This is a genomic window from Micrococcus sp. 63XJN7_6_ISO-PGPR-S23-444, from assembly GCF_058072765.1.
Map to the genome: position 1 here is coordinate 2,215,356 of NZ_CM176516.1, position 14,462 is coordinate 2,229,817.

Here is a 14,462-nt window from a genome sequence, read left to right on the forward strand (position 1 = left end):
GGACGCTTTCGTTCGGGAAACGGCGGGTGCCAGAACGCTTTCGTTCGGGAAACGGCGTGAACGCTCCGGGGCGCCGTTCCATCGACGCCCACGCGACTCCGAGGTGCGGCGCCGTTTCTCACACAAAAGCACCGCGACACGCCGCCGTTTCCTACACGAAAGCGTGGGTGACGCGGACGGGGGGCCCGGCACGGGAGGCCTCAGTCCTCGGCGACGCCCAGCGCTCGGCGCATCGGCAGGAACTTGGCCCGGATCTCCGTGACCTCCTCCTCGGGCACCGCTCCCGGGACCATCCCGCCCCCGGCCTGCAGCCGCACCCCGCCGGGCACCTGCTGGCCACAGCGCAGCGCCAGGGCGATCTCGCCGTCGCCGTCCTGGTCGAGCCACCCGACCGGGCCCGCATAGCGGCCGCGGTCCACGGGCTCGACCTCCGCGATCACCCTCACCGCGTCCGGCGTGGGGGTCCCGCCGACGGCCGCCGTCGGATGCAGCGCGGCCACCACGTCCAGCACGGTCCCCCGCCCATCCCGCAGCCGGCCGCGCACGGACGTGGCCAGGTGGTGCACGTTCGGCAGGGTCAGGACGGTGGGCGCGGGGTCGTCATCGGCGAGGTCGACGACGGGCGCCAGCGCGTCCAGCACCGACCGCGCCGCCCAGCGATGCTCCTCCGCCAGCCGCGGATCACAGGCCAGACGCTCCCGCAGCGCGGCGTCCTCCTCCTCGTCCGCGCCGCGCGGCATGGACCCCGCCAGCACCCGCGAGCCCACGAGCCCCGCGTGCCGCGTGGCGAGGACCTCGGGCGTAGCGCCCAGCAGCCCGCCGACGGCGAACACCCAGGTCTGCGGGTACTCGCGGCGCAGGGCCCCGATCGCCCGCCACAGGTCGGCGTCGTCCGCGGGGACGGTCATCGTGCGGCTGATCACGACCTTCGCCAGCTCCCCGCCCGAGTCGGCCATCCGCGTCAGCAGCTCGCGCACCCCGGCCGCGTAGCCGGCGTCGTCCCAGGCACGGTCGGCGACGTCGGCGGGCAGGGGCACCGCGCCGTCGGCCAGCAGCCGGGCTCCACGGTCCGCGGCGACGGCGGCTGCGAGCGCGTCCGCGTCCATGTGCTGGGCCACGTCCCGCACGCCGGACGGCGTGGCGCGGCGCAGATCCGCGGGGATGCGCAGGACCGCGGGCTCGGGCGAGTCGTCGGCGAAGGTCGAGGAGATCCAGCCCCGCAGCGGGGCCGTCGGGTCCGGTCGCCCGGCGACGGCGGCCTGCCACAGCGCGGAGAGCCGGCGGAGCCGGTCGGTGCCGTCCAGGAGCACGGTCCAGCCGCCCTCGCCCCGCCACGCGTCGTCCCCGTGCGCCCACAGCACCGCCCGGGCGAACGGGGGGACGGCGGCCTCGGGGGTCCCGGTCGCGGGGGTGCCGAGGTCCGGGAGCAGGGAGCGGACAGACATGGCCCCCATTCTCTCCCACCTCGGCGGACCCCCGCTCCGGGCCCGGGCGTCGGCCACCGCCCCGACGACGGCGGCGAGCAGCGTCGTCGGGCGCGGAGGGATCCCGTCAAGGCTTGCGCCGGCACACCCGACGTCGCAGGGTGGGGGCACCCGTTCACCTCGCGTTCAGCCGACCGCCTTCCCCGGAGGACTCGCATCATGGCCCCCATCCCCCCGGACCCCCACGCCGATCACGCACCGGCGGTGGACGACATGCCGCTGGACACGACGGCCGCGCCGGACACCCTCGCCCCGGTGGACCCCGTGCCGCACGGGATGGCCGCGCACGTGCTGGAGCGCGAGGTCCGGCCGCTGATGGCGCGCTTCCCCGGCGTGGCCGACGAGGCGACGGCGCGTCAGGTCCTGTTCGACTCCTACGCCGAGCTCGCCGCGACGAGCCGCCACCCGGAGATGCTGCCGACCATCTCGGTGCAGCATGCCGCCTCGCGCCTGCGCGCCAGGGCGATCAACCAGGGCAGCATCGAGTCCCGCCACCCGCGTGTGCTGTTCGTCTGCCACGGCAACGCCGGCCGCTCGCAGATGGCCGCGGCCCTGCTCGAGAACCGCACCCACGGCGAGGTCAGGGCCCGCTCGGCCGGCACGGAGCCCGCCGGCGAGGTCATCTCCACCGCGTTCGAGGCGATGAACGAGATCGGCATCCCGCTGCACCACACGTACACCAAGGGCCTGGACCCGGACGTGCTCCGGGCCGCCGAGATCGTGGTGCTCTTCGACGGCGCGGATCCGTTCGAGATCCCCGAGGGCGCGCAGGTGCAGAAGTGGTCCGTGCCGTCGATCCGCGGCATGAGCCTCGAGCAGGTGCGCGGCGTGCGCGACGCCCTGGACCTGGAGGTCCGCGGCCTGATCGCCGATCTGGGCGAAGCCGCCACCCCGCTGCCGGAGGAGGGCACCCGCGTCGGCCGACCCCTTGACCTATACCCCCCTGGGGTATAGAACAGGGGGTATGAGCACGGACAGCACGACGACGGCGCCCGCCGCCGCCTCGCCCCTTCCGTCCGCCGCGGCGGACGCCTGCGACGGCCACCGGCCCCCGCACGAGGTGCACCGGGACAAGGCGAAGCACCTCGCTCGACTGCGCCGCATCGAGGGGCAGGTGCGCGGCCTCCACCGCATGGTGGACGAGGACGTGTACTGCATCGACGTCCTCACGCAGGTCGCCGCCGTCACGAAGGCGCTGCAGTCCCTCAGCCTGAACCTCACCTCGGAGCACCTGCGTCACTGCGTGGCGGAGGCCGCGGTGCAGGCCGAGGCGGAAGGCCGCACCGAGCTCATCGACGAGAAGGTCGCCGAGGCGACGGCCGCCCTCGGCCGCCTGCTGCGCTGACCGGCGCCGTCGCCCACCCACCACCGCACGAGGAGCACGAGATGACCACCACCGACCTGAAGATCACCGGCATGACTTGCGGCCACTGCGTCGCCTCCGTCCAGGAGGAGCTCGGCGAGATCGCCGGCGTCTCCGCCGTGGACGTGGACCTGAACTCCGGTGGCGTCTCCACCGCCACCGTCACCTCCGAGGCCCCCCTCGACCCCGCCGCCGCGCGCGCCGCCGTCGAGGAGGCCGGCTACACGCTGGTGGGGGCCTGACCCATGACCCACCCCGCCTCCTCCACCCCGGCCGGCCCGCAAACCGAGACCACCCGCCGCGTCGACCTGGACGTCACCGGCATGACCTGCGCCTCGTGCGTGGGTCGCGTCGAGCGCAAGCTGGGCAAGCTCGAGGGCGTCACGGCGTCCGTGAACCTGCCGCTCGAACAGGCCACCGTCACCGCGCCCGCCGGCGTGTCGGACGAGGAGCTCGTGGCCGCCGTCGAGAAGGCCGGGTACGGCGCCACGGTGCGCCGTCCCGCCCCGCCGGCCGGCCAGGCCGGGCACGCGGGACACGCGGGACACGCCGGGCACGCGCACACCTCCGACCACGGCGAGGGCCACGCCGCGGACCATGACGGCGTGGACCACCACGACCACATGGCCCACGGTCCGAGTGAGGACGTGCTCACGCCGCGCCTGATCGGCGCGGCGGTGCTGACGGTGCCGCTCGTGTTGATCTCCATGGTCCCGGCGCTGCAGTTCCCGCACTGGGGCTGGGTCGCGTTCGCCCTGGCGGCGCCCGTGGCGCTGTGGGCGGCGTGGCCGTTCCACTCGGCGGCGTTCCGCGCGGCCCGGCACGGCTCGTCCACGATGGACACCCTCGTGTCCGTGGGCGTGCTCGTCTCCTTCGTGTACTCGGCCGTGGAGCTGATCCTGGCGCCGGACATGACCGCCCACGTGGGCGGGACCATGGCGGAGATGGCCCACCACAGCCTGTACTTCGAGACGGCCGCGGTCATCACCACGTTCCTGCTGCTGGGCCGCTGGCTCGAGGCCCGCGCCAAGCGTGAGGCCGGCGCCGCGCTGCGCGCCCTCCTGGACCTGGGCGCGGCCCAGGCCACCCTCTACGACCCCGAGACCCACGCCGAGCGCACGGTGCCCGCCGAGTCCCTCGCGCCGGGCGACGTCGTGCTGATCCGCCCCGGCGAGAAGGTGCCCACGGACGCCGAGGTGCTCGAGGGCACCTCGGCCGTGGACGCTTCCCTGCTCACCGGCGAGTCCGTGCCCGTGGAGGTCGGCCCCGGGGACGCCCTCACCGGCGCCACCCTGAACACCTCGGGCCGGCTCGTGGCCCGCGCGACGCGGGTCGGCTCGGACACGACGCTCGCCCAGATGGGGCGGCTCGTCTCCGAGGCGCAGACCGGCAAGGCGCGCGTGGCCCGGTTGGCCGACCGCATCTCCGCCGTGTTCGTGCCGATCGTGCTCGGGATCGCCGTGCTGACCTTCGCGGTGTGGATGATCGTGACCGGCGACCTGCCGTCCGCGCTGCGCGCCGGCGTGGCCGTGCTCGTGATCGCGTGCCCGTGCGCCCTCGGCCTGGCGACCCCGGTCGGCCTGCTGGCCGGCACCGGCCGCGCCGCGCAGCTGGGCATCCTCATCCGCGGCCCCGAGGTGCTCGAGGACTCGCGCACCGTGGACACGATCGTGCTGGACAAGACCGGCACCGTGACCGAGGGCCGCATGGCGCTGGCGGACGTGCTCGTCCTCGACCCCGCTTTCGTGGCCGAAACGGGCGCCTCCCGGAGCGCTTTCGTTGACGAAACGGCGCCGGACCAGGCCGCCGACGTCCTGCTGACCCTGGCGGCCGCCGTCGAGCGCGGGTCCGAGCACCCGATCGCCCGCGCGATCGTGGCCGGCGCCGAGGAGCGCGGCCTGACCGTGCCCGGCGTGGCGGACTTCGCCTCCACGGCCGGCGGCGGCGTGTCCGGGCTGGTCGCCCTCCCCCACGACGACGGCGCCCTCGGCTCCGGCGCGCACGGCGCCGCCGGCCCGGATCCGGTCCGCGTGGCCGTCGGCCGCGGCTCCGTCCTCGAGACCGCCCTCGACGGCGGCATCCCCGCCGAGCACCGTGCCGCGTTCGAGGCGGCGGAGCAGGCCGGCGCCACGGCCGTGTGGGTCGCGGTCGGCGGCCGCGTGGCGGGCGTCCTGTCCGTGCGGGACACCGTGAAGGAGACCTCGGCGGACGCCATCGCCCGGCTCAAGGAGCTCGGCCTGCGCCCGCTGCTGGTGACCGGGGACAACGCCGCCGTCGCCACCCAGGTGGCGGCCGCCGTCGGGATCCCGGCCGAGGACGTGGTGGCCGGCGTGCGCCCCGAGGACAAGGTGGACGTGGTCCGCCGGCTCCAGTCCGAGGGTCACGTGGTGGCCATGGTCGGCGACGGCGTCAACGACGCCCCGGCCCTGGCTGCCGCGGACATGGGCATCGCGATGGGCTCCGGCACGGACGTGGCCCGCGAGGCCGCGCAGATCACCGTGATGGGCGACGACCTGCACCAGGTGGTCCAGGCGCTCGACCTGAGCCGCCGCACGCTGGGGATCATCCGGATGAACCTGTTCTGGGCGTTCGCCTACAACGTGCTCGGCATCCCGGTCGCGGCCCTGGGCCTGCTCAACCCGATGATCGCCGGCGGCGCGATGGCGGCCTCGAGCGTGCTCGTGGTGCTGAACTCGCTGCGGCTCACCCGCTACGCGCGGTGAGCCGGGGCGGGGCCGGCCGAGCCGGGTCCACCCCGGCCGGCCGGCCGGCCGGTCAGGGCAGGCATTCGCGGGAGTACTCGAGCCACTGCTCGAGCTCCCCGGACTCCTCCCAGAGCTGGTAGAGCTCGGAGCAGGAGGGCTCGCGGATGACCACGCCGATCAGCTCGCGCAGGGTCTCGATGTCCTCGTCCGAGAACTGGCCGATGAAGGCGGTGAGGTCCACCTCGTCCGCCTCCGCGTGCTCGAGCAGGGCCTCGAGGTCCGCGTGGTCCTCGTTCCGAGCGATCCGCACGAGCGCCCCGAGGGTGAGGAGTGCGGCGCCCTGGCTCGCGGTCAGGTAGCCCTCGTCCTCGTCGCGACGGAAGTTCCTGCGGAACTCGTCGAGGTCGAAGGTACCGTCGAGGACCTCGTCCACGATGTCCAGCGCCGTGTCGTTCTGGAAGACGTTTCTGCCCCATGCGCCCATGACCTGACCCTAGGTGTAGGAGGGCATGACGTTGTTGACTCGGGTCGGTGCCAGTGAGGCCGGAGGAGCGTCTCCGCAGGAGGTATGAGGCCGATGGTAGTTGTAGTGGTTCACCCACACCTGCAGGGCCTCACGCCGAGCTTGCTCTGAGGAGTACGGGCGGGCGTAGAGGACCTCATCGACCATCAGCCGGTTGTACCGTTCGACCTTCCCGTTATGGCGCGGGGTGTAGGGGCGGATCCGGTGGTGCCGGCCCCCGAGTGAGACCACCTTCGCGGTGAAGTCCACGGCCCGGTAGTTGTTCCCGTTGTCCGTGATCACCCGGTCCACGGTGATGCCGTGGGCGGCGAAGAACGCCCTCGCCCGGCAGTAGAAGCTCACGGTCGTGGCCGCCCGCTCGTCCTCCAACGCTTCGGTGTAGGCCAGCCGGGTGAACCCGTCGATCGCCGAGTGCAGATAGGTGTAGCCGACCCGCCGGCCTGCACCACGCTTGGAAGCACGGCCTGCTTCACTGTCACGTCCGTGAGCACGCCAGCCGCCCCCGTCAGGGATCTTCCCGATCTTCTTCACGTCCAGGTGCACCATGTGCCCCGGCCCTCTCGCGGTGATCTTCTGGGGTCGTTGGCGCAGGTCTTCTCCGGCCGGGGTCAGGTCCCGTAACCGGGAGATCCCGGCCCGGTGCAGCCACCGTCCCACGGTACGAAGACACACCCGGTGGCCCTCGGAGACGAGGTGGTGATGGATGCGCCGTGCGGACCACTTGCGCTCCCGCCGCAGGGCGTGGATCTGGGCGACCAGGACCGGATCGAGCTGGGCAGGTGAACGGTGCGGCCGGCTGGGCAGGTCCTGAAGGCCGGCTTCTCCCTGGGCGCGGTAGCGGGCGACCCAGGTGGCCACCGTGGGCCGGCTCACCCGGAACTCGGCGGCCACGTGTGCCTGCGGGATCCCGTCGTGCAGGTGGCGGTGGACCATCCTGAGACGGCCAGTGGGGGTCAGGGGTGCGTTAGCGTGAGTCATGAGTGGGTCTCTTCTGGCAGGTGGGTTGTTGAGGAACTTCCATCCTGCGGGGCGGGGCCCACTCGTCTCATCTCAGCCCGGTACGGATGTCAAGAACCTCATGACCCACAACACCTAGGCCCGGGGTGGGCCCCGGCAAGAGTGCTGTGGTGTCCCGCCGAGGGGTGCCGTCGCCTCCGCTTCCGGTGTCCGCGGCAGTTCCTAGAATGGGCGACATGAGCACCGAGCCGACCCCCTCGTCCGCCACCCCCGAGACCGAGTCCGCCGCGCCGTCGTCGTCCGGGCTGCCGCAGGCCGCCCCGCAGGCGGCGTGGCCCGAGCGCGTGGAGACCGGCGAGCACCAGGTGTCCTACCGGGCCACCGTGGCCGCGCCGGCGCACGAGCTGTGGGCGATGCTCGCGGACCCGCACCGCCATCACGAGGCGGACGGGTCCGGGACCGTGCGGCCGAAGGTGAGCGGGCCGCACCGGCTGGCCGTGGGCGACCGGTTCCGCGTGGCCATGCGGAAGTACGGGGTGCCGTACACGATGACGCTGACCGCCACCGCCGTGGACGAGGACGAGCTCGTGGAGTGGGCCCACCCGGGCGGACACCGGTGGCGCTGGGCGTTCCAGGACAACGGGGACGGCACCACCGAGGTCACCGAGACCTTCGACTACTCGTGGGCCCGGCCGGCCGTGCGCCGCGCGTACGAGCTGCTGCGCGTGCCGGCGGACAACGGGCGGGGCATCCAGTCGAGCCTCACGCGGCTGGCGGGCCGCCACCTCTGAACCGACCGCGTCTCCGCACTTTCGTTCGGGAAACGGCGGCGTGTCGGCGCACTTTCGTGCGGGAAAAGGTCAGCCCTCGCGCCGTTTCCCGAACGAAAACGCGCTGACGACCGCCGTTTCCCGAACGAAAGCGGGGGGGTGCGGGGGTCAGACGGCGGACCAGTGGGTCGCGGCCGGCAGCTGCGCCAGGTGCGGGGTGACGAGCGCACGCCACGCGAGGAACGAGTCGGACTCGCGGAAGGCCACGGTGTGGTCCTCGAGCGTGCGCCAGCCGATCAGCAGCCGGTAGCGCGCCGGGTCCTCCACCTGCCGGGACAGCGCGAAGGACGTCGCGCCCCCGTCCCGGAACAGCGGCTCGGCCTCGGCGACGGCGGCCTCGAACGCCGCCTCCGCCCCCGCCGCCACGTGCAGCTCCACCGACTCGATGACCGGACCGGCCGTCGTCGCGCCCTGCCCGGCGCTCACGCGTGCACCCGCGGGCTCGTGGAGTGGCCGGTGAACCAGGCTGCGAGCTGGCCGTCCGCCTCGATGCCGACCTCGATCATGCGGTCGCGACCGAACTCCACCGACTGGCGGGCGGTCGCCACGAGGTGCGCGCCGAGCCTGGCGGGCGCCACGTAGGTGATCTCGGCGCGCCGGGTGACGGGGGCGGCGCCGAAGGTCGCCACGCAGTACGCCAGCGCCGAGTCCGCGAGGTGGAACAGGAAGCCGCCGTGGCAGATCTCGTGGGAGTTCACCATGTCCGCGGTGACGTCGCGGTGCAGCACCACGCGGCCCTCGGCCACCTCGCCGAGGGTGACGCCGTGCTCGCGCACCGCGGGGTCGTTCGCGTAGATCTCCTCGAGGCGGGCGAGGATCTCGTCCCGGCTCTGGCCGGACGAGCTCTGGGGGGTCTCAGTCATGGGCCCATTGTGTCGCAGGTCGCGCCGCCCCGCGCCTAGGGTGGCGGCGTGACGCAGACCACCTCCACCCCCGCGCGCCTCCGCGCCCGCGACGGCTTCGTGCTCGCGGCCCGCCACTTCGCCCCCACGACGGCGCCCCAGGCCCGGCCCGCCGGCGCGGTGGTGATCGCCCCCGCGACCGGGGTGAAGGCCACGTACTACCGGCGCTACGCCGAGTTCCTCGCCGGCCACGGGTTCCACGCGGTCACGTTCGACTACCGGGGTGTCGGGGAGTCCCGCGAGCCGTTCGCCGTGGCCCGGCAGGCGCGGTGGGCGGACTGGGGCGCCCTCGACGCGGACGCCGTGCTCGGCTGGGCCCGGACGCACCTGCCCGGCCCCCTCCTGACGGTGGGCCACAGCTACGGCGGGTTCGGCATCGGGCTCGCGGACGAGGCGCGTCACGTGGCCCGCCATGTGGCCGTCGGCGGTCAGCACGCCCACTGGCGGGACTACCGGGCGCGGCCGGGGCGCGTGCGGATGTGGGCGCGGTGGCACGCGGCGATGCCGGCGATCACGCTGGCCCGCGGTCACTTCCCGGGGCGGCGGCTCGGCTGGCTCGAGGACCTGCCGCGCGGGGTCGCCCTGGACTGGGCGCGCAGCCGCCGCGACTTCACCGCGAGCGCCCGCACCGCCGCCGGCCGGGACGAGCTGCGCCGTCGTCTGGCCGCGTTCACGGCGGACGCGCTGATCGTGGCGCCCGTCGACGACGACTTCGGCACCGACGCCGCCCTCGACCGCGCGGACGCCTACTCGCCGGGCCGGCGGACGGTGCGCTGGCGGGTGCGGCCGGAGGAGCTCGGTGTCACGGAGATCGGGCACTTCGGACTGCTCCACGCGCGGTTCGCGCCGACCTTCTGGCCGGCCACGCTGGAGTGGCTGCGCGACGGGGTCGCCCCGGACGCGGCCCGCTGAGGCTCGGGCGTCGGGCGCGCTGCGGCCCGCCCCGTCCCCGCGACGACGACGGCGGCCGCCCCGGCCCGGATCTCCGGGTGGGACGACCGCCGTCGCACTGGTGCGCGTGATGTGCCGATACTACCCCGCGCCCAGCCGACGCCCAGGCGACACGTCAGTCCTGCATCGCGTAGTCGATCACGACGCGGCCCTCGATCTTGCCGTGGCGCATCTCGTCGAACACGTCGTTGATCTCGGTGAGCGGACGGGTGTGGAACGTCGGGTGGATCTTCCCGGCCGCGTAGAACTCGAGTGCCTCGACCATGTCCTGCCGGGTGCCCACGATCGAACCGCGGATGGTCAGGCCCTTGAGGACGATGTCGAAGATCGGCGCGGGGAAGTCGCCCGGGGGCAGGCCGTTGAACACGATGGTGCCGCCGCGGCGGGTCATCGCGATGGCCTGGCCGAACGCCTGGGGGTGCACGGCCGTGACGAGCACACCGTGGGCGCCGCCGATCTTCTCCTGGATCTCCACGGAGGGGTCCGCGACGTTCGCGTTCACGGTCAGCTCCGCGCCGTGCCGAGAGGCGAGCGCCAGCTTGTCGTCCGCGACGTCCACGGCCACCACGCGCATGCCCATCGCCACGGCGTACTGCACCGCGATGTGCCCCAGGCCGCCGATGCCGGAGATCACGACCCACTGCCCGGGCCGCACCTCGGTCTGCTTCAGCCCCTTGTACACCGTGACGCCGGCGCACAGGATCGGGCCGACCTCCATCGGGTCCGCGCCCTCGGGGATCACGGGCGCGTAGCGGGCATCCACGAGCATGTACTCACCGAACGAACCGTCCACGGAGTAGCCGCCGTTGACCTGCTCCTCGCACAGGGTCTCCCACCCGGTGCGGCAGTACTGGCAGTGGCCGCACGCTCGCCACAGCCACGCGTTGCCGACCATGTCCCCGACCTTGAGGTTCTCGACGTCGGGTCCGACCTCCTCGACGATGCCCACGCCCTCGTGGCCCGGGATGAACGGCGGGGTCGGCTTCACCGGCCAGTCGCCCTCCATCGCGTGCAGGTCCGTGTGACAGACGCCCGAGGAGATGAGCTTCACGAGCGCTTCGTGCTGGCCGGGCGTCGGACGCTCGACCTCCGTGACGTCGGCCTCTGTGCCGAACTGGGTGACGACGGCTGCCTTCATCGTGGTCATGGGGGATCACCTTTCGTGGAGTGGGGAGGGGGTCGTGCCGTGCCGGCGTCGGCTCAGAAGAACCCGAGCTTGTCCTCGGAGTAGGAGACGAGCAGGTTCTTGGTCTGCTGGTAGTGGTCGAGCATCATCAGGTGGTTCTCACGGCCGATGCCGGAGGACTTGTACCCACCGAACGCGGCGTGGGCCGGGTAGGCGTGGTAGTTGTTCACCCACACGCGGCCGGCCTGGATCGCCCGGCCCGCGCGGTAGGCGGTGTTGCCGTTCCGGGACCACACGCCGGCGCCGAGACCGTAGAGCGTGTCGTTGGCGATCCGCATGGCGTCGTCGAAGTCGGTGAACGTGGTCGTCGAGACCACCGGCCCGAAGATCTCCTCCTGGAAGATGCGCATCGAGTTGTCCCCGCGGAAGATCGTGGGCTGCACGTAGTAGCCGCCGGCCAGCTCGCCCTCCATCTCGGCGCGAGCGCCGCCGATGAGCACCTCGGCGCCCTCCTGACGGCCGATGTCCAGGTAGGACGTGATCTTCTCGAGCTGGTCGTTGGAGGCCTGGGCGCCCATCATCACGTCCGTGTCGAGGGGGTTGCCGGTGACGATGCGCGAGGTCCGCTCCACGACGGCGTCGAGGAACTTCTCCGCGATCGACTCCTGCACAAGCGCACGCGACGGGCACGTGCAGACCTCGCCCTGGTTCAGCGCGAACAGGGTGAAGCCCTCCTGTGCCTTGTCCCAGTAGGCGTCGTCGTTCGCCATGACGTCCTCGAAGAACACGTTGGGCGACTTGCCGCCCAGCTCCAGGGTCACCGGGATGATGTTCTCCGAGGCGTACTGCATGATCAGCCGGCCCGTCGTCGTCTCGCCCGTGAACGCGATCTTGCGGATGCGCGGCGACTGCGCGAGCGGCTTGCCGGCCTCGAGGCCGAAGCCGTTGACCACGTTGACGACGCCGGCCGGCAGCAGGTCCGCGATCAGCTCGATGAACACCATGATCGAGGCCGGGGTCTGCTCGGCGGGCTTGATCACGACGGCGTTGCCCGCGGCCAGCGCGGGCGCCAGCTTCCACACCCCCATCAGCAGCGGGAAGTTCCACGGGATGATCTGGCCGACCACGCCGAGCGGCTCGTGGAAGTGGTAGGCGACGGTGTCCTCATCCACCTGGGACAGGCGGCCCTCCTGCGCGCGGATCGCGCCGGCGAAGTACCGGAAGTGGTCGATGGCCAGCGGGACGTCCGCGTTGAGGGTCTCCCGGACGGCCTTGCCGTTGTCCCACGTCTCCGCGACCGCCAGCATCTCGAGGTTCTCCTCCATGCGGTCCGCGATGCGGTGCAGCACGAGCGCCCGCTCGGCCGGCGAGGTGGCGCCCCAGGCCGGGGCGGCCTTCCAGGCGGCGTCGAGGGCGGCGTCGATGTCCTCGGCCGTGCCGCGGGCGACCTCGCAGAACACCTTGCCCGTCACGGGCGTGACGTTCTCGAAGTACTGGCCCTTGACCGGGGGTGTCCACTCTCCGCCGATGAAGTGCTCGTAGCGGGACTTGAACTCGACCTTGGCTCCCTCGGTGCCCGGGAATGCGTAGACGGTCATGGTGCTGGCTCCTTTGCCTGCGGTTGCCTCGGCGCCGGGTGGCGCCCTGCCGTGGCTGTGACCCTAGTCACAGGGAGGTTGCACGAAGGTTGCAGCCGGGCGCGGGTGAGGGGCGGGCCGGCTCAGGCCAGGTCCCGCTCGATCCGCTCGAGCGTGGCCACGGCGAGCGCGCGCCGCGGCGAGTCCGTCGGCAGCAGACGCAGGGCGGCGCCCCAGAGCTCGACGTCGTCGCGGGCCTCGGGGCGGCCCAGGTAAGCCCAGAGCTGGTCGACATCGGCGTCCTGGGCGACGGCCTCGCGCAGCGCCTCCCCCAGCTCCGCGCGGATCGAGGCGACACCGGGGGACGCCGACCGCGGCAGCACCGGCCCAACCGCCGCGTGCAGCGCACGGTCCAGATCCCCGGCGCGCAGCGCCTCCCGCGCGCACAGCAGGTCCGCGTGCACCTCCCCCACGAGCCGGTACGGCCGGGACAGTAGCTCCACCGGCGCCCCCACGTCCCGCAGCGCCCGGCGGAGTCGATGCACCTCGGCGCGCAGCGAGATGGCGCGGGCGGGGGCGTCGCCCGGCGCGGACCGGGGCCCGGCCGTCTCCTCCGGATACAGCGCGACCTCGAGCTCGGCGCCGGTCAGGCCCGGGCCGTGCCACGCGAGGAGGGTGAGGATCTCGGCGTGCCGGCCGGTGAGCTCGACCCCGTCCAGCGTGGGCGGCAGGTGGCCGGTGACGCGCAGCAGGCCCGCGGCCTCGTCGTGGCGGTGCGGCGCGCCGGCGGGGCTCGGCCCCGGCGAGGCGGACGGCGGAGCCGAGGGGCCCGGCGTCGGGACGGTGCCGCGGGGACGGCCCCGGGACGGGGCGGGCAGGTCCCGCCAGGCGGCGTGCACGGCGTCCACGGTGGACAGGAGCAGAGGCAGGGCGAGGTGGCTGACGGCGTCCTCGCCACCCGTGAGGTCCAGGACCCCGACGAGCCGCCCGGTGGCCGGGTCCGTGAGCGGGACGGCCGAACAGCTCCACGGGTGCACGCGCGGGCTCAGGTGCTCGCCGCGGCTGACCTGCGTGGGGGCGCCGGTCGCGAGGACGATGCCGGGGGCGGAGGTGCCCATGGACGCCTCGGACCAGTCGGCGCCGGCCACGAAGCCCATGGTCTCGGCGTGGCGCACCGCAGTCCGGTCGCCCTCGACCCACAGCAGGTGGCCGCGCGCGTTGCCGATCGCGGCGAGCATCCCGGCCTCGGCCGCGGGCTGGATGAGCATGCGGCGGACCACCGGCAGGGCCACGGCGAGACGCTGCTCGCGGCGGGCGGCGGCGAGGTCGTCGTCGGCGAGGGTGGCCGGGTCGGTCTGGCCGGGCACCACGGGGGTGAGGGCGCCGAGGGAGCGCAGCCAGGATTCGCGGACCTCCCGGCGCAGTCCCTGAAGGGCGGCGCGCAGGCCCTGGTCCGCCCCGGCCGGAGCAGTGGGCGACGACGGCGCGAGCGACAGGCGGACCGCGGCGAGGGACTCGTGGGCCCGGTCCACGGCGCGCCGGTAGGCACCGGTGGCGAGGGTCGAGCTCATCCCGAGCCGGCCATCAACCGCGAACGGATCAGGAACCGCTTGCCCTCGGGCGCCTCGACGGAGAAGCCGGAGCCGCGCCCGTCCACCACGTCCAGGGTGAGGTGGGTGTGCTTCCAGTACTCGAACTGGGCGGCGGACATCCAGAACGGGATCTCCACGGCGGCCTGGTCCCCCTCGGCCGGCAGCGCGAAGGTGCCCAGCAGGACGTCGGCGGCGCCGGTCGTGAAGTCGCCGGCGGGATAGCACATGGGCGCGGAGCCGTCGCAGCAGCCGCCGGACTGGTGGAACATGAGCGGGCCATGGATCGGGAGGAGTCGGCGGATCAGCTCGAGCGCCGCGGGCGTCATGGCGACGCGGGACACGGTCTCGCCCGGCATCTCGGGGCGAGCCTCGAGCGCGGGCGCATGCTCCGCCGACGAGGACGGCACGGTCATCGCGGCCTCCTGGGGATGGGCGATCGTCGGTCCCCCCAC

15 protein-coding genes are annotated in these 14,462 nt (G+C 73.6%); 6 read left to right on the forward strand and 9 right to left on the reverse strand.

Going from position 1 to position 14,462, the window contains the following annotated elements; translation table 11 throughout:
* Positions 1-200: 200 nt before the first annotated feature.
* A complete protein-coding gene (locus tag AC3RJ9_RS10185; RefSeq protein ID WP_095347741.1) occupies positions 201-1,445 on the reverse strand; it encodes an isochorismate synthase in 1,245 nt (414 codons plus the stop codon).
* 198 nt (positions 1,446-1,643) lie between these two features.
* Here AC3RJ9_RS10185 and AC3RJ9_RS10190 point away from each other — a divergent pair, with 198 nt between their 5' ends.
* The 4 genes from AC3RJ9_RS10190 to AC3RJ9_RS10205 are packed head-to-tail and all read left to right on the forward strand — an operon-like array spanning position 1,644 to position 5,570.
* A complete protein-coding gene (locus AC3RJ9_RS10190; protein WP_127435491.1) occupies positions 1,644-2,438 on the forward strand; it encodes an arsenate-mycothiol transferase ArsC in 795 nt (264 codons plus the stop codon).
* Between the two features lie 10 nt (positions 2,439-2,448).
* Entirely contained in the window at positions 2,449-2,829 is a 381-nt protein-coding gene (locus tag AC3RJ9_RS10195; RefSeq protein ID WP_002856860.1) for a metal-sensitive transcriptional regulator, read from the forward strand.
* Between the two features lie 41 nt (positions 2,830-2,870).
* Positions 2,871-3,089 carry a heavy-metal-associated domain-containing protein gene (locus AC3RJ9_RS10200; RefSeq protein ID WP_098094125.1) on the forward strand — a complete coding sequence of 73 codons (219 nt, stop codon included), beginning with the start codon at positions 2,871-2,873 and terminating at the stop codon, positions 3,087-3,089.
* 3 nt (positions 3,090-3,092) lie between these two features.
* Complete coding sequence (locus AC3RJ9_RS10205) at positions 3,093-5,570, forward strand: heavy metal translocating P-type ATPase (protein WP_206495874.1); 2,478 nt, start codon at positions 3,093-3,095, stop codon at positions 5,568-5,570.
* Positions 5,571-5,622: 52 nt separating this feature from the next.
* Here AC3RJ9_RS10205 and AC3RJ9_RS10210 read toward each other — a convergent pair whose 3' ends face one another.
* Both AC3RJ9_RS10210 and AC3RJ9_RS10215 read right to left on the reverse strand, forming a co-directional pair.
* Complete coding sequence (locus tag AC3RJ9_RS10210) at positions 5,623-6,036, reverse strand: DUF4259 domain-containing protein (protein WP_036339561.1); 414 nt, start codon at positions 6,034-6,036, stop codon at positions 5,623-5,625.
* Positions 6,037-6,045: 9 nt separating this feature from the next.
* Entirely contained in the window at positions 6,046-7,053 is a 1,008-nt protein-coding gene (locus AC3RJ9_RS10215; protein ID WP_136939979.1) for an IS481 family transposase, read from the reverse strand.
* 215 nt (positions 7,054-7,268) lie between these two features.
* Between AC3RJ9_RS10215 and AC3RJ9_RS10220 the strand changes: the two genes are divergently transcribed.
* Positions 7,269-7,823: an SRPBCC family protein gene (locus tag AC3RJ9_RS10220; RefSeq protein WP_036339559.1), complete on the forward strand. Its 555-nt coding sequence runs from the start codon at positions 7,269-7,271 to the stop codon at positions 7,821-7,823.
* Positions 7,824-7,970: 147 nt separating this feature from the next.
* On the opposite strand, the gene AC3RJ9_RS10225 is transcribed toward AC3RJ9_RS10220, so the two are convergent.
* Both AC3RJ9_RS10225 and AC3RJ9_RS10230 read right to left on the reverse strand, forming a co-directional pair.
* Entirely contained in the window at positions 7,971-8,288 is a 318-nt protein-coding gene (locus AC3RJ9_RS10225) for a putative quinol monooxygenase (RefSeq protein ID WP_036316747.1), read from the reverse strand.
* Positions 8,285-8,725, reverse strand: a complete 441-nt coding sequence (locus AC3RJ9_RS10230) for a hotdog fold thioesterase (protein ID WP_036316750.1) — start codon at positions 8,723-8,725, stop codon at positions 8,285-8,287. Before AC3RJ9_RS10230 ends, AC3RJ9_RS10225 begins: the two co-directional genes overlap by 4 nt.
* 48 nt (positions 8,726-8,773) lie before the next feature.
* Here AC3RJ9_RS10230 and AC3RJ9_RS10235 point away from each other — a divergent pair, with 48 nt between their 5' ends.
* Positions 8,774-9,676: an alpha/beta hydrolase family protein gene (locus AC3RJ9_RS10235; RefSeq protein WP_145950798.1), complete on the forward strand. Its 903-nt coding sequence runs from the start codon at positions 8,774-8,776 to the stop codon at positions 9,674-9,676.
* A 154-nt stretch (positions 9,677-9,830) separates the two neighbouring features.
* Here AC3RJ9_RS10235 and adhP read toward each other — a convergent pair whose 3' ends face one another.
* From adhP to AC3RJ9_RS10255, 4 genes are all read right to left on the reverse strand, one after another.
* Entirely contained in the window at positions 9,831-10,862 is a 1,032-nt protein-coding gene (adhP, locus tag AC3RJ9_RS10240; protein ID WP_073117416.1) for an alcohol dehydrogenase AdhP, read from the reverse strand.
* A gap of 53 nt (positions 10,863-10,915) precedes the next feature.
* Complete coding sequence (gene exaC / locus AC3RJ9_RS10245) at positions 10,916-12,439, reverse strand: acetaldehyde dehydrogenase ExaC (RefSeq protein WP_041103406.1); 1,524 nt, start codon at positions 12,437-12,439, stop codon at positions 10,916-10,918.
* 122 nt (positions 12,440-12,561) lie between these two features.
* The gene (locus AC3RJ9_RS10250; RefSeq protein WP_145950799.1) at positions 12,562-13,989 is read right to left on the reverse strand and encodes a helix-turn-helix domain-containing protein; all 1,428 of its coding nucleotides are present in this window, start codon (positions 13,987-13,989) and stop codon (positions 12,562-12,564) included.
* Positions 13,986-14,423, reverse strand: a complete 438-nt coding sequence (locus AC3RJ9_RS10255) for a DUF779 domain-containing protein (protein WP_063189308.1) — start codon at positions 14,421-14,423, stop codon at positions 13,986-13,988. The genes AC3RJ9_RS10250 and AC3RJ9_RS10255 overlap by 4 nt, the downstream gene beginning before the upstream one ends.
* Between the last annotated feature and the right edge of the window lie 39 nt (positions 14,424-14,462).